This is a genomic window from Bradyrhizobium sp. 22 (assembly GCF_000482425.1).
Taxonomy (GTDB): Bacteria; Pseudomonadota; Alphaproteobacteria; order Rhizobiales; family Xanthobacteraceae; genus Bradyrhizobium; species Bradyrhizobium japonicum_B.
The window spans coordinates 936176-962042 of sequence record NZ_KI519399.1 but is presented as its reverse complement, the minus strand read 5'-3'; the positions used below and the strand labels follow the sequence as shown (position 1 = coordinate 962042).

General features: G+C 65.3%; 26 protein-coding genes, 1 tRNA gene and 1 pseudogene. 11 read left to right on the top strand and 17 right to left on the bottom strand.

Annotated elements, in window-relative coordinates; translation table 11 throughout:
• Window positions 1-89: 89 nt before the first annotated feature.
• Together K410_RS0105800 and K410_RS0105795 are read right to left on the bottom strand one after the other, a co-directional pair.
• Window positions 90-1094 carry an ABC transporter substrate-binding protein gene (locus K410_RS0105800; protein WP_028133966.1) on the bottom strand — a complete coding sequence of 335 codons (1005 nt, stop codon included), beginning with the start codon at window positions 1092-1094 and terminating at the stop codon, window positions 90-92.
• A 32-nt stretch (window positions 1095-1126) separates the two neighbouring features.
• The gene (locus tag K410_RS0105795) at window positions 1127-2491 is read right to left on the bottom strand and encodes an FAD-dependent oxidoreductase (RefSeq protein ID WP_028133965.1); all 1365 of its coding nucleotides are present in this window, start codon (window positions 2489-2491) and stop codon (window positions 1127-1129) included.
• Between the two features lie 109 nt (window positions 2492-2600).
• On the opposite strand from K410_RS0105795, the gene K410_RS0105790 reads away from it, so the two are divergent.
• Window positions 2601-2873, top strand: coding sequence for a hypothetical protein (locus tag K410_RS0105790; RefSeq protein WP_028133964.1), 273 nt, complete (start codon window positions 2601-2603; stop codon window positions 2871-2873).
• A gap of 3 nt (window positions 2874-2876) precedes the next feature.
• On the opposite strand, the gene K410_RS0105785 is transcribed toward K410_RS0105790, so the two are convergent.
• Window positions 2877-3680, bottom strand: a complete 804-nt coding sequence (locus tag K410_RS0105785; protein ID WP_028133963.1) for an enoyl-CoA hydratase-related protein — start codon at window positions 3678-3680, stop codon at window positions 2877-2879.
• 164 nt (window positions 3681-3844) lie between these two features.
• Here K410_RS0105785 and K410_RS0105780 point away from each other — a divergent pair, with 164 nt between their 5' ends.
• Entirely contained in the window at window positions 3845-4819 is a 975-nt protein-coding gene (locus K410_RS0105780) for a ketopantoate reductase family protein (protein WP_028133962.1), read from the top strand.
• A 3-nt stretch (window positions 4820-4822) separates the two neighbouring features.
• On the opposite strand, the gene K410_RS0105775 is transcribed toward K410_RS0105780, so the two are convergent.
• The 3 genes from K410_RS0105775 to K410_RS36555 form a co-directional block, all read right to left on the bottom strand.
• A complete protein-coding gene (locus K410_RS0105775; RefSeq protein WP_049820218.1) occupies window positions 4823-5440 on the bottom strand; it encodes an alpha/beta hydrolase family protein in 618 nt (205 codons plus the stop codon).
• A 147-nt stretch (window positions 5441-5587) separates the two neighbouring features.
• Window positions 5588-7144, bottom strand: coding sequence for a long-chain-fatty-acid--CoA ligase (locus tag K410_RS0105770; protein ID WP_028133960.1), 1557 nt, complete (start codon window positions 7142-7144; stop codon window positions 5588-5590).
• The gene (locus K410_RS36555) at window positions 7141-7884 is read right to left on the bottom strand and encodes a TetR/AcrR family transcriptional regulator (RefSeq protein WP_049819949.1); all 744 of its coding nucleotides are present in this window, start codon (window positions 7882-7884) and stop codon (window positions 7141-7143) included. Before K410_RS36555 ends, K410_RS0105770 begins: the two co-directional genes overlap by 4 nt.
• Window positions 7885-7973: 89 nt before the next feature.
• Between K410_RS36555 and K410_RS0105760 the strand changes: the two genes are divergently transcribed.
• From K410_RS0105760 to K410_RS0105740, 5 genes are read left to right on the top strand one after another with little or no spacing between them, the layout of a single operon-like run.
• The gene (locus K410_RS0105760) at window positions 7974-9155 is read left to right on the top strand and encodes a lipid-transfer protein (RefSeq protein WP_028133959.1); all 1182 of its coding nucleotides are present in this window, start codon (window positions 7974-7976) and stop codon (window positions 9153-9155) included.
• Window positions 9156-9162: 7 nt separating this feature from the next.
• Window positions 9163-9618 (top strand): MaoC family dehydratase N-terminal domain-containing protein, encoded by a 456-nt coding sequence (locus K410_RS0105755; protein WP_028133958.1) that lies wholly within the window; start codon window positions 9163-9165, stop codon window positions 9616-9618.
• On the top strand, window positions 9618-10025 hold the full coding sequence (locus K410_RS0105750) for a MaoC family dehydratase (RefSeq protein ID WP_049819948.1): 408 nt from the start codon (window positions 9618-9620) through the stop codon (window positions 10023-10025). The genes K410_RS0105755 and K410_RS0105750 overlap by 1 nt, the downstream gene beginning before the upstream one ends.
• A gap of 21 nt (window positions 10026-10046) precedes the next feature.
• Window positions 10047-10874 carry an SDR family NAD(P)-dependent oxidoreductase gene (locus tag K410_RS0105745; RefSeq protein WP_028133956.1) on the top strand — a complete coding sequence of 276 codons (828 nt, stop codon included), beginning with the start codon at window positions 10047-10049 and terminating at the stop codon, window positions 10872-10874.
• A gap of 13 nt (window positions 10875-10887) precedes the next feature.
• On the top strand, window positions 10888-12033 hold the full coding sequence (locus K410_RS0105740) for an acyl-CoA dehydrogenase family protein (protein ID WP_028133955.1): 1146 nt from the start codon (window positions 10888-10890) through the stop codon (window positions 12031-12033).
• Between the two features lie 16 nt (window positions 12034-12049).
• On the opposite strand, the gene K410_RS0105735 is transcribed toward K410_RS0105740, so the two are convergent.
• Window positions 12050-13030 (bottom strand): helix-turn-helix domain-containing protein, encoded by a 981-nt coding sequence (locus tag K410_RS0105735; protein WP_028133954.1) that lies wholly within the window; start codon window positions 13028-13030, stop codon window positions 12050-12052.
• Between the two features lie 141 nt (window positions 13031-13171).
• On the opposite strand from K410_RS0105735, the pseudogene K410_RS0105730 reads away from it, so the two are divergent.
• A pseudogene (locus K410_RS0105730) lies at window positions 13172-13898 on the top strand (alpha/beta fold hydrolase).
• A gap of 88 nt (window positions 13899-13986) precedes the next feature.
• Here the strand turns inward: K410_RS0105730 and K410_RS36550 are convergent.
• From K410_RS36550 to K410_RS0105690, 8 genes are all read right to left on the bottom strand, one after another.
• Window positions 13987-15975 carry a caspase family protein gene (locus tag K410_RS36550; RefSeq protein ID WP_049819947.1) on the bottom strand — a complete coding sequence of 663 codons (1989 nt, stop codon included), beginning with the start codon at window positions 15973-15975 and terminating at the stop codon, window positions 13987-13989.
• Window positions 15976-16039: 64 nt separating this feature from the next.
• Window positions 16040-17179, bottom strand: coding sequence for an amidohydrolase/deacetylase family metallohydrolase (locus K410_RS0105720; protein WP_028133953.1), 1140 nt, complete (start codon window positions 17177-17179; stop codon window positions 16040-16042).
• A gap of 123 nt (window positions 17180-17302) precedes the next feature.
• On the bottom strand, window positions 17303-18430 hold the full coding sequence (locus tag K410_RS0105715; RefSeq protein ID WP_049819946.1) for a DUF2252 family protein: 1128 nt from the start codon (window positions 18428-18430) through the stop codon (window positions 17303-17305).
• A gap of 256 nt (window positions 18431-18686) precedes the next feature.
• Window positions 18687-18763: transfer RNA gene (locus K410_RS0105710), tRNA-Arg, on the bottom strand.
• 105 nt (window positions 18764-18868) lie between these two features.
• Window positions 18869-19825, bottom strand: coding sequence for a tripartite tricarboxylate transporter substrate-binding protein (locus K410_RS0105705; RefSeq protein WP_028133951.1), 957 nt, complete (start codon window positions 19823-19825; stop codon window positions 18869-18871).
• A gap of 47 nt (window positions 19826-19872) precedes the next feature.
• The gene (locus tag K410_RS0105700) at window positions 19873-20244 is read right to left on the bottom strand and encodes a cupin domain-containing protein (protein WP_028133950.1); all 372 of its coding nucleotides are present in this window, start codon (window positions 20242-20244) and stop codon (window positions 19873-19875) included.
• A gap of 27 nt (window positions 20245-20271) precedes the next feature.
• Window positions 20272-20910, bottom strand: coding sequence for an RraA family protein (locus tag K410_RS0105695; RefSeq protein ID WP_028133949.1), 639 nt, complete (start codon window positions 20908-20910; stop codon window positions 20272-20274).
• Between the two features lie 19 nt (window positions 20911-20929).
• Window positions 20930-22447, bottom strand: a complete 1518-nt coding sequence (locus tag K410_RS0105690; protein ID WP_028133948.1) for an AMP-binding protein — start codon at window positions 22445-22447, stop codon at window positions 20930-20932.
• 244 nt (window positions 22448-22691) lie between these two features.
• Here K410_RS0105690 and K410_RS0105685 point away from each other — a divergent pair, with 244 nt between their 5' ends.
• Window positions 22692-23312, top strand: a complete 621-nt coding sequence (locus tag K410_RS0105685; protein WP_028133947.1) for a hypothetical protein — start codon at window positions 22692-22694, stop codon at window positions 23310-23312.
• 114 nt (window positions 23313-23426) lie between these two features.
• Here K410_RS0105685 and K410_RS38310 read toward each other — a convergent pair whose 3' ends face one another.
• Window positions 23427-23642: a hypothetical protein gene (locus K410_RS38310; RefSeq protein WP_080672125.1), complete on the bottom strand. Its 216-nt coding sequence runs from the start codon at window positions 23640-23642 to the stop codon at window positions 23427-23429.
• 17 nt (window positions 23643-23659) lie between these two features.
• The gene (locus K410_RS0105680) at window positions 23660-24667 is read right to left on the bottom strand and encodes a 2-dehydropantoate 2-reductase (protein ID WP_028133946.1); all 1008 of its coding nucleotides are present in this window, start codon (window positions 24665-24667) and stop codon (window positions 23660-23662) included.
• A 161-nt stretch (window positions 24668-24828) separates the two neighbouring features.
• Here K410_RS0105680 and K410_RS0105675 point away from each other — a divergent pair, with 161 nt between their 5' ends.
• Both K410_RS0105675 and K410_RS0105670 read left to right on the top strand, forming a co-directional pair.
• A complete protein-coding gene (locus K410_RS0105675) occupies window positions 24829-25425 on the top strand; it encodes a YidB family protein (protein ID WP_028133945.1) in 597 nt (198 codons plus the stop codon).
• A gap of 42 nt (window positions 25426-25467) precedes the next feature.
• On the top strand, window positions 25468-25740 hold the full coding sequence (locus tag K410_RS0105670) for a GlsB/YeaQ/YmgE family stress response membrane protein (protein ID WP_196235992.1): 273 nt from the start codon (window positions 25468-25470) through the stop codon (window positions 25738-25740).
• Window positions 25741-25867: the final 127 nt, after the last annotated feature.

Genomic DNA, 25867 nt, shown 5'->3' with positions numbered 1-25867 from the left:
TGACCAGACCTCAGGTGCGCAATTGCGCACCGGGGAACCTCAAGATTCCGGGTTCGATGCTTCGCATCACCCCGGAATGACAGCAAACATCAATCCGCCTTCACAAATTCCTTCGCGATGATCGCCTCCGCGTCAAACCCCTTGTCGGCGAAGCCCTGCTCCTGCAGCCATTTGATCTGGTTGTCGACGTTCTTCACGTCCAGCTTGCCGTCGGGATCGATATAGGCGCAATTGCCGACCACCTGCTCGACCGGCAGATTGGTGTACTTGGCGATGATCTCCAGGAGCGGCTTGGTCTTGTCGTTGATCGGCGCGACACCGTCCTTCATTGCCGCGAGGATGACGTCGTAATATTCGCGGTCGGCCTTGGCCAGGGCGCCGAGCAGCTTTGTCACCAGCGCCTTGTTGGTCAACGTCTTCGGCGAGGCGAACACCGCGCCCAGCTGCCAAGGCGTCTCGTCGCCGACCCAGCCTAGGAATTTCGCGCCGCCCTCGTCCATCAGCTTGCGCGCGGTCGAGATCGGCAGCAGCGCCGCATCGACGGTTTCGCCCTTCAGCGCCGCCGCCGCATTCGACAGCGATTGCAGCGGCACGATCTTCACGTCCGCGAGCTTGAAGCCGTATTTGTCGGCGAGCAGGCCGAGCGAATAGTGAAAGCTCGATCCGACCTGCGTCATCGCCACGCGCTTGCCGGCGAGGTCCTTTGGCGTCTTGAGGCCGGCCGCATAGGCGTTGTTGCTGGCGAAATAACCGATCAGGGGATAGCCCGCCTTCTCGCGGCTCATGCCGCCGATCACCTTCAGCGTGCCCTTGCCGGCGAGATTGTAGAGCCCCGCAGTGAAGGCGGTGATGCCGAAATCGACGTCGCCCGAGGTGGTCGCGACCGCGATCGGCTGGGCCGCGTCGAAGAATTTCAGCTCGACCTCAAGGCCGGCCTCGCGGAAATAGCCCTTGTCCTGCGCGATGAAGACGGGCGCGGAGGAGGACAGGCGGAGCACGCCGATCCTGGCCTTCAGCGCGTCCTCGGCCCTTGCAGCGCCCATCGCCGTGATCGCCAGAAGGCCCGCAAGCGCGAGCCGCACCATTCCGATCATCCGTTTCCTCCGCTTTGTTCTCTTGCCGCCCGTCACAATCCTTCCGGCACCCTTTGGTCCCGGCCGATGAAGGCACCCTGTTGTTTCAACGTTTCCTGCAATTTTTCAATGGGGATTTCGCGTGGCATCCGGTTTCCTGAGAGCGCCAGCGCGGCGGCGGAGCCGGCGGCCTCTCCCATCGCGAAGCAGGCCCCGGACACACGCGCCGCGGACTGGCCCTCATGGGTCATGGAGGCGCAGCGGCCGGCAACCAGCAGGTTGTCGACGCCTTCGGGCACCAGCATCCGATAGGGCAGCTCGTTATAGCCGCGGGATTGCGGGATCGGCGGGAAGGTGAAAACGACGTCGCCGGGCACATGGGCCTCGATCGGCCAGCCATTGACGCCGATGGAGTCATCGAACGAGGCGCAGCCGAGCACGTCCTCGCCGCTGAGCTGGTAGCCGCCCGTGATGCGGCGGGTCTCGCGGATGCCGAGCTGCGGCGGCAGGTCCACGATGTAGGACTTTTCGAAGCCCGGCACGGTGCGCAGGAATTCGAAGGCGGCGAGCGCCTGCTTGCGGCCCTCGATCTCGCCGCGGGTGAGATCGTCGGGCTCGACGCCATTGATGGCATAGCCGTCCTCGCGCGCCACTTGCGTGAAGTTCACCCGCCATTCGATGCCGGATTTCTGCGGCCGCACGATCGCACTTTTCCGCGGAAATTGATGCGTGCCGGCGGCGAGGGCCTTCTCCATCAATTGCGGAATGGTCCGCCAGGCTTCGCCCGCCCGCGCGGGATCGATGCCGTTGAGACGGAGCATCATCGAAGGGTAAAGCGGATGGCCGTGCGCGTCGCCGATCTCGAACGGCGCGCCGGCCCAGACCGCGAGATCGCCGTCGCCGGAGCAGTCGATGAAGATGTCCGCCCGCACCGCCTGCCGGCCGGCCTTGGTCTCCACCAGCAGGGCGTCGATGCGGCTGCTGTCGCCCATCACGACGCCGGCGCCGAGCGCGTGGAACAGGATGTGCACCTTGTGGCTGGCGAGCAGCTCGTCGGCCGCGATCTTGTAGGCGGCAGTGTCATAGGCCTGCGCAAACACCTTGCCGAGGATCAGGTGCGGCGCGTTCAGGCCGTTCAGACGGTCGATCCGCGCCAGCAGCTCGGAGGCCATGCCCTGCACCAGCCGCCGGTGCTCGCCATGGACATTGCCATGCAGGCCGCAGAAATTGGTGACGCCGGCCGCCGTGCCCATGCCGCCGAGGAAACCGTAGCGCTCGATCAGAAGCGTCTTGCGCCCGGCGCGCGCCGCGGACGCTGCCGCGATGATGCCGGCCGGGCCGCCACCGAGCACGACCACTTCATATTCGCCATAGAGCGGCACCTGTCGTGCCGGTTCTTCGATCGTCACGGCCGGCATGGCGCGTCCCTTCCCAAAACCCTTTGAACAGGATCACGGATTAGCCGGCAGACGCCCTCGTCGCAAGATCGCGGTTGCTCACCGCCAGCGAACCTGAGACAAAGCGGCCATGGATTCGACCATCGTCAGATACTGTTTCGCCGCATTACTTGCCCTCTCGATCTCCACTGCTCCCGCCCCAGCCGTGGAGCAGAACTGCCGCTTCATCCAGGCCAAGCCGGAGCGCGAAGCCTGCTACAAGCAGCAGGAGCTTGAGCTGGCGGCGAAGCGCAAGCCGGCCCCGACCACCCAAGAGAGCAGCACGCTCGAATCGATGCGGCAGATGCGGCAGGACGATGAGGCCGTCTATCGCAGCATCAACAACATCTGCCGCGGCTGCTGATGCTCAGCTTTTCGCGCCGCTCCAATTCGCCGCACGCTTCTCGGCAAACGACGCCAGTCCCTCCGCGGCCTCCGCGCTCTGCCGCTTGAGCGAATGCAGCTGCACGAGCCGGGTGTAGGCGGCATCGTCCACCGCCATGCCGCCGAACGAGCTCTCCAGCGCGAGCTTCTTGGTCTCGGCCATCGCCTCGGGCCCGTTGGCGAGCAATTGCTCGACCACCTTGCTGCCCGCAGCTTCGAGCTCGGCGAGCGGGACGACCTCGTGTACGAGACCGATGCGGCGGGCGTCCTCGGCGCCGAAACGTTCGCCGGTGAGCGCGAAACGGCGGACCTGACGGACGCCGATGGCATCGCAGAGCTGCGGGATGATGATCGCCGCCGTCAGGCCCCAGCGTACCTCGGTGATCGAGAACAACGCGTTGTCCGCGGCGATCACGACGTCGCAGGCCGCGATCACGCCGGTGCCGCCGCCGAAGCAGCCGCCCTGCACCAGCGCAACGGTCGGTATAGGCAGCGTGTTGAGCCGCTGCACCGCCTCGAAGGTCGCACGCGAGGCCGCTTCGTTCGCTTCGGCCGATTGCGGCCGAACGCCGTTGATCCATTTCAGATCGGCGCCGGCCTGGAAATGCTTGCCGTTGCCCTTGAGCACGACGACGCGCAGGTGAGGCTTCGTCCCCAGATCATCCATGGCCGCGAGCACGCCTGATATCAGCGCGCCGTCATAGGCGTTGTTGACCTCCGGGCGGTTCAACGTGACGGTGGCAACCCCACGCTCATCAAGGGTCCACAGGACGGGGCTGGCAGTCATCGGCAATCCTCCGGTCGTTTGATTGGCGTGCACTATGGCCGAGGCGCTGCGTCCCGATCCATATCTTTCCAGCGTGGGGCGGTCGCGCCCATCGCATGGCGGCTTGTGTCATGCTGCTGCCCGGGTGGCACCAACGGACAGGCAAGGGACAGGACGGAATCATCATGCGCATCTGCATTTTCGGCGCGGGCGCCGTCGGCAGCCACATCGCGGTCCGGCTCGCCCGCGCCGGCCATGACGTTTCATGCGTGATGCGGGGTGCGCATCTGGAGGCGGCGCGCGCAGGCGGCCTCAAGCTGCGGGTCGGCGATTCCGAGGTCGGCGCCAAGGTGAACGCAACAGGCGATCCGGCTCAGCTCGGCCCGCAGGACGTCGTGATCTCGACGCTGAAGGCGACCGCGCTGCCGGGGCTGGTGTCCAGCATCAAGCCGCTGCTGCAGGACGATACCGCCATCGTGTTCGCGCAGAACGGCATTCCCTGGTGGTACGGCATCGGCCTGCCGCCGCGGCATCCGACGCCGCCGGATATTTCCTTCCTCGACCCCGGCGGGCGGCTGCGCGCCTGCATCCCGAAGGAGCGCATCATCGGCGGCGTCGTCTTCTCCTCCAACGAGGTGACCGCGCCGGGCGTCGTGCACAACCTCACGCCGGACCGCAACCGCCTCCTGATCGGCGAATGCGACGATCGCCATTGCGAGCGCATCACGAAGCTCCGCAACGCGTTGAACGATGCCCGACTGGAATCGCCGCCGGTGGCCGAGATCCGCGAGGCGATCTGGTCAAAGCTGCTGACCAACATGTCGCTGTCGGTGCTGTGCCTGCTCACCGGTCAGACCGCGCGCGGCGTGCGCGACGACCCGGCCTTTGCCGACGTCATTCCGCGCATGCTGAACGAGGCCAACGAGATCGCCCAGCACTTCATTCCCGAGGTCAAGCGGGTGACCCGCAGCGGCCCCGCCCCCAACCACAAGCCCTCGCTGCTGCAGGACTACGAACTCGGCCGCGCCATGGAGATCGACGTGCTGGTGAAGGCGCCGCAGGCCTTCGCGCGCGCCGCCGGCCTGTCGACGCCGACGCTGGACCTGATCGCCGCATTGGCGATTCAGAAGGCACGCGACAAGGGCCTCTACGCGGCGTGAGCCTCAGGCGATTCGATCGATCCAAGCCGCGAGCGTGTCCAGCACCTCGGTCAGCGCCTCGTCGTTAGTGCGGCCGGACTTCTTCAACACCGCAAACGAATGGTCGCCGCCTACGATCTCATGCAGCGTCGCCTTTCCCCCCAACGCCGCAATGACGGGCCTGAGATGACCGAGATCGGCAAGCTCATCGCGCGTGCCCTGCAGGAACAGCATGGGGATCGCGATGCCGGCGAGATGCTCGGCCCGCTCGGACGACGGCTTCTTGGGGGCATGGAGGGGAAAGCCGAGGAAGGCGAGGCCCTTCACATCAGGCAGCGGTGCCTTCGACTGCGCCTGCGAGGTCATGCGCCCGCCAAACGACTTTCCGCCGGCGATGAGCGTCACCCCGCGGCACAGCCGTGCCGCTTCGGCGACCGCCGCACGGATCGCAGCGTGCGCAATCGCCGGCTGGTCAGGACGCCCCTTCTTCTCTTCCATATAAGGGAAATTGAAGCGCAAGGTCGCGATGCCGCGGCTTGCCAGCCCCTCCGCGACCTTCTCCATGAAGGAATGCCGCATATCGGCGCCGGCGCCGTGCGCCAGCACGTAGCAGGCGCGCGCATGGTCCGGTCGCATCAGCATCGCCGAGACCGTACCGATGCGTTCGATGTCGAGCTTGAGCTCGCGCGCTTCGAGCAAGACCGTGTTCCCGATGAATGCTCTCAATGGTACCTGCGCGACCCCGATCTGAAAACAGGAAACCTCACGCGCATCCCGCGAGCGAAGGCCCTAGCTGACCCGCCGTTCCCGTCCCTCCCAGAACGGCCTGCGCAGCTCGCGCTTCAGCACCTTGCCGGCGCCGGACAGCGGCAGCGGCGCCTCGGTGATCTCGATGCTGCGCGGACATTTGTAGCCGGCAATCAACGTCTTGGTAAACTCGATCAGCTCGCCGGGCGAAACCTCGGCGCCGCCGCGCTTGACCACGACGGCGTGGACCTGCTCGCCCCATTGCTCATTGGGAACGCCGATGACCGCGCATTGCAGCACCGACGGATGCTGCGCCAGCGCGTTCTCGACCTCGACCGAGTACACATTCTCGCCGCCCGAGATGATCATGTCCTTGACGCGGTCGACGACATAGATGAAGCCGTCCTCGTCCATGTAGCCGCCATCGCCTGTGTGCATCCAGCCGTCGACGACGGCGCGCGCGGTCTCCTCCGGCCGCTCCCAATAGCCCATCATCACGGTGTCGCCGCGCACCACGATCTCGCCGACGGCGCCCGCCGGCACCGGCCGGTCGTTCTCGTCGACGATGCGCACCTCGCAGCCGAGCGTGGCGCGGCCCGCCCCGCGATGACGCCCTTTGCTGCGTCCCTCGCCGACATGCTCGTTCGCATGCAGCAGCGTCGCGATCGGCGACAATTCGGTCATGCCGTAGGCCTGGGTGAAACGTACATGCGGCAGTGCGCGCGCGGCGCGGTCGAGCACCGCCTCGCTGATCGGCGAGGCTCCGTAGATGATGTGCTGGAGCGACGACAGGTCGTACTTTCCGATCGCGGGATGGTCGACCAGCATCTGGATCATCGTGGGCACCAGCAGCACGTCGGTGACACGCTCGTTCTGCATCGCAGCCATCACGCCTTCGGGCGTGAAGCCCTGAACGATCACGTTGGAGCCGCCGGAGAGCAGCAGCGAATACATCGCCGCGCCGTTGGCGAGGTGAAACATCGGCGCCGCGTGCAGATACATCGTGCTCGCCGGAAACAGTCCTTCGCCGAGCGCGTTGAGCGCGTTGGCCATCAGGTTCTGGTGGCTGAGCATCACGCCCTTGGAACGCCCGGTGGTGCCGCCGGTGTAGAAGATGCCGGCGAGATCCTCGCCCTTGCGCATGGCATCGGCAACGGGCGCGCTGCCCGCGATCAGATCCTCATAGCTCTCCATTCCGGCCGGCACCTCGCCGTCGTCGGCATAGATCAGCTTCAGCCCCGGAATGGCGCCGGCGAGCTGCGCGCCGACCTGCGCAAAGGCCTTGTCGACCAAGAGAACGGAGGCGCGGCAGTCGCGCAGCGCACCCTCGTTCTCAAGGGCGCTCCATCGGATGTTGAGCGGCACGATCACGCCGCCCGCCCAGCCGGTCGCGAGATAAAGCTCGAGGTAGCGATCCGAGTTGAAGGACAGCACGGCGACGCGATCCCCAGCACTGACGCCGCGCGAATGCAGGCCGCCGGCCAGCCTTGCAACACGTCCGCCGAGCTCGCCCCAGCTGCGACGCCGCTGGCCATAGACGGTGGCGAGCCCCTTCGGGTTGATCTGCAGCGCGCGCCGCAGCCCGTGCGTGATGTTCATCTCGTTCCTCCTCCTGTACGCTTCTTCCCTGCTGTCTTGCGTCCTGAGTTGCGCCGTTGCGGCGCCCTCGGCGTCTTCTTTGTGATTTGCTGCCGGCTCTCGGTTGCCAAGCCTTCCGTCAGCCGAACCGTAAACTCGTCCGCGATCTCGGTCGGCGAGAGCTCGCCGCCCCGTTGATACCAGTGGCCGATCCAGTTGAGCGCGCCCGCGATCGCGAAGGCTGCAAGCTTGGGATCGCAGGGCCTGATCGAACCGTCGGCCGTGCCTGCGGCGATGTATCGCCGGAACGTGGCGTCGATCCGCTTCTTGGCAGCGCGCGCGACGGCGGCGTTTCGCGCGGCCAGATCGCGCAGGTCGAAACGCACCAGGCTCGCGCCGAAATCGGTCGCCATGAGCGCGGCATAGGCGTGCACTAGCTTGCGCAGCTTGACGAGCCCCGAACCGCCGCCGGCGTTGATCTCGGTGATGACGCTGTCGACGAGCTCGGCGCCCATCGACCAGCATTCGAACAGGATTTCGTCCTTGCCGCGGAAGTAATTGTACAGCGCGGGTTTGGTGATGTTCAGCCGCTCAGCGACCTCGTTCAGCGTCACGCGGTGATAGCCCTGCTCCAGGAACAGCTGCACGGCGGCGCGCAGCACCGCCTCGCGCTTCTCGTCGCGGGCGCGGCGGCGGCTCTCGAACGGCAGCCAGGGCGACGATGACGGCAATGAGGGCGGAACGGGCGGCGCTGAATCCATGCTCGGTCGGTTGACTCTCGTGGGCATCGACCGATATGTTACCCAAGGGTAAGAAAAAGTCCAACGGGTAATTTATTTGGGAGGAAGCGATGTCTGACGTCATCGTCGCAGGGGTCGGCATGATCCCCTTCGCCAAGCCGGGCGCCAGCGCGCCGTATCACGAGATGGGGACGGAGGCGGTCAAGCTGGCGCTCGCCGATGCGGGGCTCGGCTATGACAAGGTGCAGCAGGCCTATGCCGGCTACGTCTACGGCGATTCCACCTGCGGACAGCGCGCGCTGTATCATATCGGGATGACCGGCATTCCCATCGTCAACGTCAACAACAATTGCTCGACCGGCTCAACCGCACTGTTCATGGCGCGGCAGATGATCGCGAGCGGAGCGCTGGATTGCGTGCTGGCGGTCGGCTTCGAGCAGATGAAGCCCGGCGCGCTCGGCAGCGTCTATACCGATCGCCCCAGCGCATTCGAGGAATTCGATGCGGCTGCGGACCAGCTGATCGACGCTCCCGGCATTCCGCTGGCGCTGCGCTATTTTGGCGGCGCCGGCCTCAGCCACATGAAGAAATACGGCACCCCGCTCGACGCCTTCGCCAAGGTGCGCGCCAAGGCGAGCCGCCATGCCAGGAACAATCCGCTCGCGCTGTTCCGCAAGGAAGTCAGTGCGGACGACGTGATGAACGACCAGGTGATCTGGCCGGGCGTGATGACGCGCATGATGGCGTGCCCGCCGACCTGCGGCGGCGCGGCCGCCGTGCTGGTGTCCGAGCGCTTCGCGGACAAGCACGGCATCGGCAAGGAGGTGCGCATCGCGGCGCAGGCCATGACCACCGACACCCCCTCGACCTTCAAGGCCGGCGACATGATGCAGTTGGTCGGCTACGACATGGCGAAAGAGGCGGCGAACCGTGTTTATGAAAGCGCCGGCATCGGGCCCGGCGATCTCGACGTCGTCGAGCTGCACGACTGCTTTGCCCATAACGAGCTCATCACCTACGAGGCGCTGGGTCTCTGCGGCGAGGGTGAAGCCGGCAAGTTCATCAATGACGGCGACAACACCTATGGCGGCCGGATCGTGACCAACCCGTCCGGCGGATTGCTGTCGAAGGGACATCCGCTCGGCGCCACCGGGCTTGCGCAGTGCTACGAGCTGACGCGGCAGCTGCGCGGCACGGCCGGCTCCACGCAGGTCGAGGGTGCCAAGGTCGCGCTCCAGCACAATCTCGGCCTCGGCGGCGCCTGCGTCGTCACGCTCTACAAGCGGCACTGATATCCGCATGGTCGATCAGTCCGCCGTAGGGCGCAGCTTCACGCCCGTCACCGCGCGCGTGGAGCCGGGCCGCCTCCGCTACTTCCTCAACACGCTGGGTGAAGAGAACCCGGTCTACCGCAACGCGGATGCGGCGCGGACGGCCGGATTCGCCGGCATCCCGGTGCCGCCGACCTATTTGTTCTGCCTGGAGATGATGGACGTCGATGACCCCTTCGAGATGTTCAGTGCGCTCGGCATCGACCTCGCCCGCGTGCTGCATGGCGAGCAGAGCTTCGTCTATCACGCGCCGGTTCTGGTCGGCGACACCCTGACGTTCCGGCCACGCGTGGCCAGCGTGACGGAGAAGAAGGGCGGGGCAATGACGCTGATCGGCATCCGATGCGAGGTGACCAACCAGGACGGCGTGCATGTCGCCGATACCGCGCGCACCATCGTCGTCCGTAATGAGGTGGCGTCGTGATGGCATCCGCAGACATCAAGGCCGGCGACCGCATCGTCCACAAGGCCTTTCCGCCGATCACCCGCCATACCCTCGCACTCTATTGCGGCGCATCGGGCGATCACAATCCGATCCATGTCGATATCGACTTCGCCAAGGCAGCCGGATTTCCGGACGTGTTCGCCCACGGCATGCTGGTCATGGCCTATCTCGGGCAGGCACTCACGGATGCGGTGCCGCCGTCGAAGCTCCGCAGCTTTGCGACGCGGTTCGTCGCCATCACCCAGCTCGGCGCCCAGCTGACATGCGAAGGCACCGTAACCGAGCTGTTCGCCGAAGCCGGCGAGCGGCGCGCAAGGCTTGCGCTCACGACCAGGGACGATCGCGGCGAAGTCAAGCTCGAAGGCAGCGCCATCGTCGCGCTGTAACAGCAAGAGGAATCATTCAAAATGGCAAAACTGCAGGGAAAGGTCGCACTCGTCACCGGGTCGGGCCGCGGCATCGGGCGCGCGATCGCACTGAAGCTCGCGCACGAGGGCGCCAGGGTTGTCGTCAATGACCTCGATGCCGAGCCCGGCGACGCCGTGGCCGCGGAGATCAAGGCGTTCGGCGGCGACGCCGCCGCCGTGAACGGCAGCGTCTCGGAAGCGGGCTTCGCCGACCGCTTCGTCGGCGCCGCGCTGGACAAGTTCGGCGGGCTCGACATCATCGTCAACAATGCCGGCTACACCTGGGACTCCACCATCCAGAAGATGACGGACGAGCAGTTTCAGGCCATGCTCGACGTCCATCTCGTCGCTCCGTTCCGGCTTCTGCGCGCGGCCGCCGAGCCAATCCGCGTCTTTGCCAGGAAGGAAGCCGAGGAAGGGCGCGAGGTGTTCCGCAAGGTCGTGAACATCTCCTCGATCGCAGGCCTCTACGGCAATGCCGGTCAAGCGAGCTACTCCTCGGCCAAGGCCTCGCTGATCGGGCTGACCCGGACCATGTGCAAGGAGTGGGGCCGCTACAAGGTCAACGTCAATTGCGTCGCCTTCGGCCTCATCAACACCCGCCTGACCCAGCCGATCGAGGCGCAGCAGAAGACCATCGACGTCGCCGGCCGCGACATCAAGGTCGGCGTTCAGCCGCAGATGCTGGAGGCGATGTCGCGGATGATCCCGCTCGGCCGCGGCGGCACGCCGGAAGAGGCAGCCGACGCCGTCTATCTATTCTGCAGCCCGGAATCCAATTATATCAGCGGCCAGGTGGTGGTCGCCGGCGGCGGCCTGATTGTCTGAGAGCGAGGCGCTGATGCAATACCGATCGTCGTGGATGACCGAAGAACTGGACACGTTCCGCGACCAGTTCCGGAAATATCTTGCCAAGGATCTCGCGCCGCATGCCGAAAAATGGCGCGAGCAGAAGATGGTCGACCGCTTCGCGTGGCGCGGCCTCGGCGAGATGGGCGCGCTGCTCGCGAGCGTGCCGGAGGAATATGGCGGCTTGGGCGCCACCTTCGCCTATGACGCCGCGGTGCTGGACGATCTCGAAAGCACGGTGCCGGAACTGACCACCGGCGTCTCCGTGCACAGCGCCATCGTCGCGCATTACATCCTCAATTACGGCTCGGAGGAGCAGAAGAAGCGCTGGCTGCCGAAGATGGCCTCGGGCGAGATGGTCGGCGCCATCGCCATGACCGAGCCCGGCACCGGCTCGGACCTGCAAGCGGTGAAGACCACGGCGAAGAAGCAGGGCAATTCCTACGTCATCAACGGCCAGAAGACCTTCATCACCAACGGCCAGGCCGCCGATCTCGTCATCGTGGTCGCGCGCACCGGCGAAGCTGGCGCAAAAGGCATCTCGCTGATCGTGGTGGAGACCGCGGGCGCCGACGGCTACAAGCGCGGGCGCAACCTCGACAAGATCGGCCTGCACGCCTCCGACACCTCGGAATTGTTCTTCGACAACGTCATCGTGCCGCCGGAGAATTTGCTCGGCAAGGAGGAAGGCCAGGGCTTCGTCCAGCTGATGCAGCAGCTGCCGCAGGAGCGCCTTGCGCTCGCGGTCGGCGCCGTCGCCTCGATGGAGCGCGCGGTCAAGCTCACCACCGATTACACCAAGGAGCGCAAAGCTTTCGGCAAGCCGCTGATGGATTTCCAGAACACCGCCTTCACGCTCGCCGAGCGCAAGACCGAGGCGATGATCGCGCGCGTCTTTGTCGACTGGTGCATCGAGCGCCTCGTCGCCGGCGACCTCGACACCGTCACGGCGTCGATGGCGAAATATTGGTGCTCGGAGAAGCAGGTCGAGACCGCCGACGAATGCCTCCAGCTGTTCGGCGGCTACGGCTACATGCAGGAATACCCGATCTCGCGCATCTTCATCGATTCCCGCATCCAGAAGATCTACGGCGGCACCAACGAGATCATGAAGCTGTTGATCGCAAGATCCTTGTAGATCAGGTCGCTGTCAATCACCGCGCGCGCCAGTCGCGCGGACGGCAGCCGAAGCGCTGCTTGAAGCGCCGCGTGAAGTGGGAGAGATCCGAGAAGCCCCAATCGAACGCGATGGCGCCGATCGCACGATCCGTCATCGCGGGATCGCTGAGATCCCTGGCCGCGCCGTCGAGGCGATAGGATATGACGTATTCGGTGAAGCTGGAGCCCGATCGCGCCAGCAGCTTGTGCACGTAGCGCTCGCTGATGCCCACGGCGCCGGCGACATCGGCGACCGTAAGGCCGGGCTCGCGGAGCCGCCGGTGAATGGCGCGCTTCAATGCCAGCGTGGTTGCATCGGCGAAACTCTCGGTCTCCGCAGCACCTGCCCGGCCACGCCGCGACAGGCTTACGGCGACCAGCTCGATCAGCGCCCGGAACAGCCTCGTCCCCTCGTCTTCGGTCATCCGCAGCGCGCCGTCGGCGAGCGCGCGCGCGGTCTCGACGATGAGGTGGCCGACGACGGCATCGTCGGAGACCCGTGCCGCAGCGACGTCGAACGATCCCGGCAACCGCTCCCGCAAGACCTCGGACGGTACCCAGAACGAGGCGACGCGCAATTGCGGACCGCGGTCATGCAGAAGTGCAAACTGCCGATCGCTGTCGAAGATGCCGACCTGGCCGGGCGACAGGCTGATCTCCCGGCCGTCCTGTTGGATGCGGCAGCGGCCCGCCAGCTTCAGGTTGAGGTAGAAGCAGCTGCGGTCGGATGCCGCGATGTCGGCCGCAGAGCGCCGCACCACATGCTCGGGAAAGCTGACGCGGTTGATCGCGGCCTCGCCGAGCCGGACGTGCTCGACGCTGGCGGGAAAGCCGGGCGCGGCCGCCGGCTCCGGCGTCAGATTCATGAAGGCCTGGCAGATCGCCTCACGATAATAGGCAAATTGCTCGGCCGGCCGGACGCCCGCAGTATCCCAGGCCGATTGGCGTGACGGCATGGCGCGCTCGACCTGCTGCATCGGTTCACTCCGAGACCAATCCTGTTCGCTTCCGGCCAAGCGCCTTATCAGCCGCCAATCCATAATTGACGTGCGGCGGCACCGCTGCCGGCCAAAGCGGCGCGGCGTCAATCTAATCACAGTCTCGGGAGGAGCCACAACATGTCGACCTACGTCCTCGTCCATGGCGCCTGGCACACCGGTGCCGAGTTCGAACCTGTCGCGGCACCGATCCGCGCGGCCGGCCATCAGGTCCATACCCCCACCATCAAGGGCAACCGTCCGGGCGATACCAAAACAACAGGGTTGAAGGAAGCGATCCAGTCGATTGCCGACTACCTTGCCGAGAACGATCTGAAGGACGTGATCCTGCTCGGCCATTCCTACGGCGGCATGATCATCACCGGCGTTGCCGACCTTGCTCCCGATCGAATCCGTCGTCTGGTCTACTGGAATGCCTTCGTGCCTAACGACGGCGAATGCCTCAACGACATGGTGCCGCCGCATTATGTCGGGCTGTTCGACGCGATCGCCGCCGAGCGCGGCGACGGCTCGGTCGTGCTGCCGTTCCCGATCTGGCGCGAAGCCTTCATCAACGACGCAGATCTACAGACCGCACAGCGCGCCTATGACATCCTCAACCCGCATCCGCTGGCGACCTTCACCGACAAGATCACGCTCAAGAGCAATCCGGCCGAGATGCGCGCTGGCCAAGTCCTACATCAACTGCACGGAAGATACCGCGTTGCCGCACAGCCATGGCTGGCATCCGCGGTTGTCGGAGAAGCTCGGCCTGTTCCGCCTGGTGCAGGTGCCGGGAAGCCACGAGCTGTGCTTCTCCGATCCGGCGCGGCTTGCCAAGGCGATCATGGAGGCGGGACGCGACTGATCGGCGCGCAGGACCTCCATGGCCGCGATGCCGTCAGCGCCCGAACGACGTCTTCGGAGACGACCTCGCCCCGATCAGGTGCTCGACATCATTTGCTGACAAAGAAGAAGTCCTCCCTGCCCGGCAGTGATCCGTAAGTGTAGGGCTCTTGCCGTCCCGCGGTCGCTTCCAACACATCGTCGCGGACGAGCCGAAAGACCTTGTTCATTTCCACGCCAGGCGTTGCAATGCGCTGAACCAGCGCTATTGCAAAGGGCGAATTCCGTCCTTCCCCGTCAAGGGCAGTCTGGCCATGCTTTGCCGCGAAAACGACGAGCGAAGCGCCCTTTACCTTGATTTCGCCAAGTCCCCGCCCAACCGCGCGAGTCCCGACCTCGCCGACGTTGCTCGCATCGAGCGTCACGGCTTCGCGCGGACCCGTTCGCTTGATTGTATCCGCGAATGGGTTGTTGCGACAGGCGTCCAGCACGATCAGCTTCAGCTTACGCGCACCGTCGATCGATGCCATCACTTGATCAACGGGCACCGCTTCGAACTGCACGTCTCGGTCAGTCCTCAGCACAACGTCGATCGGAAGCAGATAGTTTCTTCCCGCCATCTCGATGCCGTGGCCGGAATAATAGACCACGGCCCAATCGGCAGCGTCGGAAGCGCGCGCGAACCCCTGGAGGACCGCCGTAAGTCGCTCCTTCGTCGTATCCGTCGCCACCATCACTTCGTCGAAACCAATATTTCGAAGGGCGGCGGCAACAGCTTCGGAATCGTTCAGGGGGTTCTTGAGAACTCCGGCTTTTTGATAGGCGGCGTTACCGATGACGAGCGCGACCCGCCGGCCCTGGCGTTCGGGACCAGCCTGCAAGCGAGGATGCGTCAGTACAGGTGCGGCCAGAGGCGGTGTGGCGACCGCAAACGGCGCCACAGGCTTGCCGGTCGAGGCGGGTATGACGGGCTGGGCTTGACCCGAGTCAAACGCCGCAAGCCTTGCTCGCGCGGTCGTTTGCGCTTCGAGATTGCTGTCATATTGCTGCGCAGGAAATCCAAGAGCCTTTTCGAAATCACTCCGCGCGCTTTTCAGATCGCCCATTCGCTCATAGGTTAGTCCGCGACCGGTATAGGCGGCAGCAAAATCCGTCCGTGAACGGATCGCTCGATCAAAATCCTCAAGTGAGCGAGAAAACTCCCCGTGAAATCGGAACAGATCTCCGCGCGCGCAAAGAGCGATAATCGGCGCGACCTTGTTCTTCTCGAACAATACGATCGACCGAGTGACATCCGTCAGCGCGGAGTCCAGATCGCCCCTTTTCAAGTGATATTTGCCGCGCAGAGCCAGCGCCCCCGCCTGGTCGTCTGGATCGAGTTTGAGTTTCGTATCGATGTCTTCGATGGCGCGGCCCTGCTCTCCCTTGCCACTGAAGGCCACAGCACGGTTGACATAAGCGGCTCCGCTCTTCGGATTGAAGGCGATGGCGCTGTCTGCATCGCGAATGGCGCTGTCGAAATCTCCGAGACCGTTAAAGACGCTTGCGCGGTTGTTGAAAGCAGCGTCCTTCTTGTCCGCCAGATCGATCGCTCGCTGCAGATCTCTGAACGCCTGATCGAAATTCTTGGTCTGGATGTAGATGAGGCCGCGACGGTTATACAGGTCGGTCTGATTTGGATAGACCGCCATGGCTTCTTCGACGACCGAGAGCGCCTTGTCGTAGTCCAGAAAACAAGTGAGATAGATTTCGATCTTTCCCAGGAACCCGTGCATTCGAAAGAACCGCCGATCCTCCCCGCTCATCTTCTTGCGTGCGACGAGTGGATCATTGAGAAACAGGCGAATGGATTCGTTTTCGTCAGTCAGGGCTCGCTCGCAATCCTGCTTCGCAAGCCAGGCTTTTGAACGGACGTGAAGATGGACGAAGCTGTCCCAGCTCCGCTTTTGCAGAAGGTCTGTACAAGCCTGGATTGTTCCATCGGCGTCGTAGCCCTTGTCTCTGCAATTGTCGCGAGATTGCGATGCGGCCCAGCAACCTGGCACGAGCGGCAACGAAGCGATGCAGACGAGCAGAATGAATGCCGCAGCCTTTCGCATCAATCTCGTAGCCGAAGGAGCGAAAGAGGTTTGAACCATATCTCTCATTGCCGCCTCACGGGCCTCAATTCGGATGCCACCAGCGGCCGCCGATGACGACGCCCTCCGAGACGATCTTGCGGTCGCCGATCAAATGCTCGCCGACGACGTCCTCGTAGTCGAACTGGCCCTGCTTCACCGTAACAAGTGTGGCGTCGCCGACGCTGCCGGGCTTAAGGCTGCCGAGCTCGGGGCGGCGTAGCGCCATCGCGGCGTTCACGGTCGAGGCCGCGATCACGTCCGGCAGCTCCATGCCCATGCACAGGAATTTCGAAAGGGTCGTGACCTGGTCGAAGGCCGGGCCGTCGATGCAGAGCTGATGGATGTCGGACGAGATGGTGTCCGGATAGAAGCCGTTGGCGAGCATCGCGCGCGCGGTCTTGAACGCGAACGATCCCTTGCCGTGGCCGATGTCGAACAGCACGCCGCGCTCGCGCGCCTCCAGCACCGCCTTCTTCACCGTGCCCTGCGCGGTCGCCGGCGTGTTCGGGAACGGGCGGAACGCGTGGGTCAGCACGTCGCCGGGCCGCAGGCGGGCCAGCACCTCCTCATAGCTCGGCGGCGGATGGTCGATATGCGCCATCAGGGGCATGCCGACCTCGTTCGCAACCTCGAGCGCGATATCGAGCGGCACAGCCCCCGACGTGCCCGAAGAATGCAGCCCGACGCGCACCTTGATGCCGACGATGAGGTCGCGGTTGGCATCGGCGACCTTGGCCGCCTCGATCGGATTCATCAGCCGCAGCTCCTCGCTCTCGCCGACCATGATCCGGTGCGAGAAGCCGAAGATGCCGGCATGCGAGACGTGCAAGTACGCGAGGATGCGGACCTGGCTCGGCTCGATCACATGCTTGCGGAAGCCGGCGAAGTTGCCGGGACCGGCACTGCCGGTGTCGATGGACGTGGTGACGCCGGAGCGACGGCAGAATTCCTCCGCATCGATGCCGAGCGAGGTGCCGCCCCAATAGACATGGGTATGCAGATCGATCAGCCCCGGCGTCACGATGTACTTCGAAACGTCGCGCACATCCGTGCCGGGATCCGCCTTGAGAGCGCTGCCGATGGCGGCGACCCTGCCGCCGGCAAAGCCGACATCGGTCACGGCATCGAGCTTCTGCGACGGGTCGATCACGCGGCCCCCGCGCAGGATGAGGTCGAAAGGCATCAGGGTCTCCGGGATTGGCAGGGCGTGGCAAGGCTGGTGCGGGCGATCGGATCGCCTATAGCAAATCTTGCACCAACCAGGCAAAGCGCGGGAATCGCCGAGAGCGAAGCCGGCATTCACCGGTCAACCGTGCCTGCGCCACTCCCTGAAATCACCTTCGACGAATGCGGCAGCAGCCTTTGCGGCAGCATGGAGCCAGTTAACGTCGCGCTTCCTCAGGTCTGCCGCGATCTTCTCCGATGCGCCTCCGGCGGCGTGAATGGCGCCGATGTCGAAGCCCATGACGTTGAGCAGATCGAGCTCCACCTCCATGTTCGCGTGATCCCCAAGATTGATCTTGCGGGAATCGGGCGCAAGGCGCCGGATCACGAAGCCGCTCTGACGCTCGAGCGCGAGGTGCGGATCGGGCGCGCGATATCGACCCGTTGCGAGGTCGAGAAAGCGCAGCCTGCCCTGCTGGCCATGCGCCCAATCCCAGGCCGACGGCACCAGCGCCTTGGCCTCCCTGACGACTTGGCCGCCGCGCCATTCGGCGATGGCGACGAAACGCGGCCGGCCCAGGCTGCCGGCCCCTGCCACGCGCCTCGCGAAGCGGCCAAACGAGGCATCGGGCGGCAATTTGCTGCGGAGCGCGGCCGCAACAGGGGATCGTGGCGTCGCCCGCGGATACTTCCCCACCTCGTCCCAGAACTCTTGGCGTTCGTCGTCGGTACATGCCACGTAAGCGCGCATCCAGCTCGCCTGCTCATCCAGGAGCGAGGGCCGCGGCCGCGTCAGGCCCGTCTTGTAACCATCGAGGATCGCCTTGGCGGCGCCGCCATTGCCGACGTGGGTCATGGCCCTCGCCTTCCTCTTCTTGGCCTTCGGGGCGACCCGCGCGCTCGTCGCAAGGCGCACCAGATCGAAGGGATAGGCAATAATCGCGGCCTCGTCGAAATCGTTGACGCCCCAGACGAGACGCCCCTCCACGTCGCGCCAGGTCCCGAAATTTTCGATATGGGTGTCGCCGATCGACGGCACGCGCGGCGCGTCCTTCAACTCGGGGCAGATCGCTTCGATACATCTGGCCCAGCGGAAGAAAGTTGCACGAAGGAAGACGAACGGGTCGTCCTTCATCCTCTTGTGCTTTTCCTCGAGGTCGCGCGCGACGACTTGGCATTCGGAGCGCAGCCAGCGCTCGAATTCCTTGTTGTCGTCGAGAAATGAACGCGGCGCGATCCCGCCGGTTCGGTTAGACGTTTGCTTGATCACGGCGAGAGCTTCCCGAGGCGAAAGACGGCGAGCAGGCCGGCGGACAGGACCTGCTGCACAAGGAACAAGACACTCGACCATTCAACCAGAGAGCGAGCAAGATAGCCCCGCCGTTGCTCGTCCGCTAGCCGGAATGATCTGACCTCGCATCGTCGGCCAGGGACGACAGGCGAACAGACGGGTGAGTCCAGAGGATGGGGAGGACGCAAGTCGCGCCGGGGGTCGGCCCAGCAATCACGTCACGCATCTGAAATAATGGCGATCCCGGGAAGACTCGAACTTCCGACCTACGGTTTAGGAAACCGTCGCTCTATCCGGCTGAGCTACGGGACCGCGGAACCCACCGCACGGACGGGTTGCCTGGGTGTACATATCAAAGCGGCGGCGGGATCGGAAGCCCTCTGCCCTGACCAATGCGCAAGGACCCGGCCCGGCCAGTTACGCCCTGATATTGTTGTCCTTCACCACCTTGCCCCAAGTGGCGACCTGCTTGTCGAAGAAGGTCTTGAAGGCGGCGCCGTCCTGGAGCAGCAGCGTCATGTGCTGCGTCTCCTTCAGCTGGGTGGCGGTCGCGGGCTCGCTCAGGATCTCCTTGGACGCGGCCGCGAAGGCTGCGACGACGTCGGGCGGCGTGCCTGCGGGCGCGAAGATGCCCCACCAGGCCAGCGTCTCGAAATCGGGAAAGCCCGCCTCGATCGCGGTCTGGGTGTCAGGCAGGGCTGCCAGCCGCTCGCGGCCGAGCTGCAGGATCGGACGCAGCATGTTGGTGCCGAGCTGGGCGGCGACCAGCGCCGCCGATCCCGCGATGAGATCGACATGACCGCCGAGCACGTCGTTCATCGCCGGCCCGCCGCCGCGATAGGGCACGTGCGTGATCTCGACACCGGCCTTGCTGCCGAGCACGGTCATGGCGAGATGGCCGAGCGTGCCGATGCCGACCGAGGCGTATTTCACCGCACCCGGCGTTGCCTTGCAGGCGGCCACGACGTCGGCAAAGCTCTTGTAGGGGCGGCCTGCGCCGGCCGCGATCACGTAGGGCGCGGTGCCGATCAACAGCACCGGCATCAGCTCGCGCTCGACATCCAGCGGCGGCTTGTCGAGGATCGACGGGATCACCGCATGGGAATCGAACGTGACCAGGAAGGTCGAGCCGTCCGCCGGGCTCTTGGCGACTTGCGCGGCGCCCAGCGCCCCGGCCGCGCCTGACTTGTTCTCCACCACGACGATGCGATTGAGCTTGGTTTGCAGGCTGCTCTGCAGCAGCCGCGCCATCGCGTCGGTCGAGCCGCCCGGCGGGAACGGCACGACCAGCGTGATCTTGCTCCCTTGCGCCATCGCCGGCGTCATTGCGAGAATGGCCGGCGCGGCCAGGAGCGTGCGTCGTGTGATCGTCATGGTCCCCTCCCTTGTTGTTGCGCCCGGCTTGTTTGCTCTTTGGCGCTTTAGGTCGTCCCGAAGCCCGACCCCGCTTTCTTGTATTCTGGCCGAGGCGGACTGAAAATGTCCAGCACCCGGGCTCCATCGGAGCCGGCGCGCATGGTGTGCGGCACGTTGCCAGGCGTGCGCCAGAAATCGCCCTTTTTCACCGGAATCTCCTCATCGCCCTGGACGCGCACGGCGGATCCGTCCAGCAGCACGCCCCACTGCTCCTCGGGATGATGGTGCAGCGTACCCTGCGCATGCGGCGCCAGCGTCACCACCGACAGCATCGCCTGCTCGCCGGAGAAGATGCGCGTGGCCACGCCGGCGGCGAGCTCGCGGAAGAGGCCGTCGCTGGGATCGTCGATGTTGTGGAATTCGTCCTTCTGGCTCACGCCATTCTCTCCTTCATTCTCGTTCGATCAGGACTTGCCGTAAGAGCCCTTGTAGCGGCCCTCGCGGATCGCCTTCAGGGTCTCCTCCTCGCGCGCGACCTGGGTCCGCACGGCTTGCAGCAGCGCCGCGGCTCCTGCGGCTGGAAACGACACCACGCCGTCCTCGTCGCCGACCACGATGTCGCCGGGCGCAATCACGCTGCCGCCGATCGACACAGGCACGTTGATCTCGCCCGGCCCGTTCTTGTAGGGACCGCGATGGATCACGGCGCGGGCGTAGCAGGGAAAGTCGTCGGCCGCGAACGCGGCGACGTCGCGGATGGCGCCGTCGATCACATAGCCTTCGGCCTTTCGCCATTGCGCGATGTTCTTCATGATCTCGCCGACCAGCGCCCGCGTCTCGTCGCCGCCGCCATCGACCACGATGACGTCGCCGGGACCGACCAGCTCGAGCGCACGATGGATGGCGAGATTGTCGCCCGGACGGGTGCGCACGGTGAAGGCCGTGCCCACCAGCTTAGCCCCGCGATGATAGGGTTTCAGCCCGACCGCGCCCGGCAGCCGGGCCAGATTGTCTGAAATGACCGAGGTCGGCGCATCCCGAAAACCCTCGATGATCTCGGCCGGCGGCTTCGGCACGCTGTTGGCGGCGATGGTGATCGTCATATCCCTTGATCCTTCCTTCTTACTCGGCGGGCGCTCGCGTCTTCATCGGCCAAATCCGGAAAGCACGCCCTTCCTTCATCCACGCCGCGCGCTCGTCGCGCAACAATGTTCTGCGAACCTTGCCCGAATCATCGCGAGGCGGGACGCTGACGAACTCGAAGCTCTCGGGATGCTTGTAGCGGCTGAGCCGGTCCTTGAGGAAATCCGCCATGCCGTCGGCAATAACCTGCCCGTCCGCATCGCCCTCCGGCTCGATGATGGCATGCACGCGCTGGCCCAATTCCGGATCGGGCAGTCCGACCACGACGCAGGAGCGCACCCCGGGAGCCTCGGAGACCGCGGCCTCGACCTCGGCCGGATAGATGTTGGCGCCGCCGCGCAGCACCATGTCGGCGAGGCGATCGCCGAGATAGAGATAGCCGTCGGCATCCAGCCTGCCGACGTCGCCGAGCGATTCCCAGCCGTCGGCGCGGCGCTTCGGCTCGGCGCCGAGATAATGATAGGTGGCGTCCTTGCCGTCGTTGTTGAGGAAATAGATCTCGCCGGTCTCGCCTGGCGCGACGTCGTTGCCGTCCTCGCCGATGATGCGCAGCTTCGCCATGTCGCCGATCTTGCCGACCGAGCCCTTGTGCGTCAGCCATTCGGTGCCGGAGATGATGCAGGCGCCCTGCCGCTCGGTGCCGCCATAGAGCTCCCAGATCCGCTCGGGTCCGAGCCAGCCGATCCAGTTCTCCTTCAGCCACGGCGGCATCGGCGCGGCCATGTGGAAGACGGTCTGCAGGCTCGACAGGTCGTAAGAGTTGCGCACGTGCTCTGGCAGCGCCCAGATCCGATGCATCATGGTCGGCACGAAATTGACCCATTGCACGCGCTCGCGCTCGATCTGCCGCAGCGTCTCCTCGGCGTCGAACCTGGCAAGACCGGTGAGCTTGCCGCCGGTGAACAGCGCGTAGTGCGACACGATGAACGGCGCGTTGTGATAGAGCGGGCCGGGATTGAGCAGCGAGACTCCGAAGGGGATGTTGAGCGGCGGCGGCGCGACGGTGTCGGTCACCGCCGGATGATGATCGAGGATCACTTTTGGCCGCCCCGTCGAGCCGCCCGAGGTCATCGCCTTCCAGTAGCGCGCCACCGGGGGATTGAGCGGCTCGTCCGAAAATCCCTCCGGCACGAAATCCCCCGGCAAACGGTTCGGCGCGTTCCAGTCGGCTTCGCCGCCGACCACCAGCGCGGGCTTGAGGATGTCGAGCACCGCGGCTGCTTCGCCGCGCGGCAGCCGCCACGACAGCGAGGTCGGCGTTGCCCCGCACTTCCACACCGCGAAGGAGGTCTCGAAGAACGCATTGCCGTTCGGCAAGCCGATCGCGACGAAATCGCCGGGCTTGACACCCTTGGCCGCGAACGCGCGCGCACGCCGGTTGGCGCCGCGTTCGAGCGCGTCCCATGTCAGCGTGTCCTGCCCGTGACGGACGGCGATTGTGCCATGTGGCTTGCGTTCAGCGTACCAGCGCGGCACGTCGGACAGGGGCAGCAGCATCGGGCGTTTCCATTTCGCGTTCTTGGTTCGTGTTATTTGGCTTCGCCTCGGGTGAGGCGCTCGCAAGGCGAAGTGTAGCAGCCGGCCGGCGCGACGCTGTGACTCCTGCGCCACGTCAAGCACAAAATGTCAGCATCGCAGCCATGAAATTCCCGGGTTCCACGGGTGACAAGCCGGCGATAAAGAGGCAAAAATCCGACTCGACTCAGTTTGGGTTGAGTTTTGCAAGGAATGCTCTCGTAGAATGTCGTCCGTGATCGCATTGCGTCGTGCGGCGCTGTTTCCCGTAGCCATAGCAGGATTTTTTCTGCTGACGCTGCCGCATGCCCAGGCCCAATGGTGGAAGCGCGCGCCGGTCGATTTCGAGGAATGCGCCGACGCCGCCGAGAAGGCCGCGACGAAGGCCGAGAAGACGTCCGCGCTCGCCGATTGCAACGCCAAGTTCGCCGGCCGCCGCAAGCCGGGCGGCGGCTATTCCTATTACGACTTCCTGCAGGATCGCACCTTCGACATCGCCGGCCCCAATCCGACGCCGGAGGAACAGAAGAAGATCGACGGAGCCTACACCGCCTATCTCGCCAGGGAGCGCCGCAACAACGAGGCGGCGCAAGCGACCGCGCGTCAGCAGCGCGAGCAGCAGGAGCAACAGGCGCGGCAGATCCAGCAGGTCGCATTGAGAACCGAGGTCGCGCGCGTGCCGGTGCCGGTCGAGCGGCCGAAGGTGCAGCAGACCGTCGGCCAGCGCAAGGGCGCGCCCTGCGCCAAGGGCTCATTCTCCTGCGAGTGGCCGCGGCTGTCGGAAAGCTTGAACGACCTGAAGAAGCTGTTCAGCCCGACCCCGAGCAAGCCTGCGAAGAAGAGCTGAAGCCCGCAGACTTGTAGGGTGGGCAAAGGTGCGCAGCGCCGTGCCCACCATCGCTCTCGGTCGCAAGAATACGTGGGCACGCTTCGCTTTGCCCACCCCACGAGAGCGTCGCACTTAGTTCGTGCGTTTCTTCTTGCGCTGCTTTGGTTTCACCACCGGCGCATCCACTGGCGCTACCGTCGTCGGCGAACTGCCCAACTGCGATCTGCTTTCCTGCAACCGCCTGTCATAGCCGGGAGAGTTCTGGACTGTCGGTGGCCTTGCATGGACGAGCGTCGCGGCGCCGCAGAGCGTCGCCAGCGCCAGTCCCATCATCCAGTAACGCTTCATCGCACCTCTCCTCGTGCTCAAGTCCCGCCGCGGATCTGCTGCGGCGTCAAGCGCGGCGGTCCGTTGCCGGCCGCCTCGGCCTCCCTGATCAGCGCAACAATACGGCGCATCAGCGGCACCTCGACATGGTTTTGCTCGGCGAGCGCGATCACGGCGCCCTGGAGATAGTCGATCTCGGTCCTGCGGCCCTGTTTCAGGTCCTGCCACATCGAGGAGCGCGCCTCGGGATCGATCTTCATGGTCCGCCCCAGGATCGCGCTGAAGATCGCATCCGGCAGCCGCAGCAAGGTCGGAGACCAGCTCATCGGGATCGGCGTCGAGGACACCGGCGTGATGCCGGCGGCCTTCAGCGCGGCAAGTCCCTCCGCCATCTGGTCGGCGAACAGCCTGCGCCAGTCGCGGTTGGCCAATTGCGCGGCGAGCGGCATGTCGGAGAGCGCGCTGAGCGCGTTGTTCAGATTGATGATCAGCTTGCCCCATTGCACGCCGGTGATGTCAGCGCTTGGGCGCACGGCGAGGCCGGGCACCGTGAGCGCAGCGGCCGTGTTCGCGGCGTCCTCGCCGATATGGATGTCGCCGGAGGTCGAGCGGTGGAAACGGCCCTCGCCCATCGCGATCACGTTGAACGGCACCATCCCGGCGAGCACGCGGCGGCCGCCGAGACGCTCGCGCAGCACCGCGACATTGCCGATACCGTTCTGGAGCGAGACGATGACGGCATCCTCGGGCGCATGCAGCGCGATCTGATCCGCGATGGCGGCGGTGTCGGCGCTCTTCACCGTGACGAGCACGATGCCGGCATTGTGGAAGATCGCAGGATTCTCCGACAGCGCGAGCTGGCCTGAGCTGAGCTTTTTCTCCGAGCCGTCGAAATCGGTCAGAAGCAGGCCGAACCGCTCGATCTCGGTCTTCACCCGCGGCCGCACCAAGAGCGCGACACGGCGGCCGCCGGCCGCCAGCATGCCGCCGACGAAACAGCCGATGGCGCCGGCGCCGGCCACCACGATCGGTCGATCCGTCATCACTGAGCTCGCTCCCTGAATGGCGAGCCTTCGATAGCAGAGGCAAAGCCCGCTGCCCATCGCGTCGCCGCTGCCTTGTAACGGTCATGACCGCCCCATATGTTTTCACCCCGGGGGCAGTCAGCGGCGAGCGCTCGCCGAACGAGACGCCAAAGGAGAACACCATGGGTCTACTCGACGTCCTCAACGGCATGCAGAACGGCCCGCGCGGCCCCTCGACGCCGAGCACCGAGAAATCCTCCGGCGGCATGTCGCCGATGACCATGGCGCTGCTCGGCCTGCTGGCCTGGAAGGCGTTCAAGCACATGACCGCGAACCAGTCCGGTACGGCACCGCAGCCGTCGCCGACGCCGGCGCCCCCGCCGGTCAACACGAACACCGCCGACAGCGGCGGTCCTGATAGCGGCGGTCTTGGCGGTCTCGGAGGCCTGCTCAAAGGCGGGCTCGGCGGCCTGCTCGCGGGCGGCGCCGCCGGCACCGTACTCAGCGGCGGCCTCGGCGACCTTCTCAACCAGCTGCAGCAGGGCGGCCATGGCGACGCCGCGAAGTCCTGGGTCGGCAAGGGCGAGAACAAGCCGATCGCGCCAGGCGATCTCGCCAGCGCGCTCGGCGCCGACCAGATCGACAGCCTGTCCGCCCAAAGCGGCCTGCCGCGGGAGGAGCTGCTCAACGGCCTCAGCCAATATCTGCCGCAGGTGGTCGATCATCTGACGCCGGATGGACGGCTGCCGACCGAGGACGAGCTCTCGGGCAGGATCTAATCGGACCTCGATCGACGCGGTTTCGGGAAGGGGAGCACTTTCATGAGCATGGGCGGCCTGTTGTGGATCATCGTCGTCGGCTTCATTGCCGGCCTCATCGCGCGTTGGCTGGCGCCGGGGCCGAACAATCCGAGCGGCTTCATCCTCACCACCATCCTCGGCATCGCCGGCGCGTTTCTGGCCACCTGGATCGGCCAGGCGATCGGCCATTACAGCCCCGACCAGGGTGCCGGCTTCATCACCGCAACCATCGGCGCGGTGGTGGTGCTGTTCATCTGGAATCGGCTGGTGGCGAGCGGTGTCATCAAGGGGTAGCAATCTCAATCGAGAGGGGCGGCGCACTGCCTCCGCATCGTCATGCCCGGGCTTGACCCACGGCTGTCCGGTTTAATTTTGGCATAGTCTTAAGCTCATCTGGCGGTCGTTTCTGATCATTGGGGGC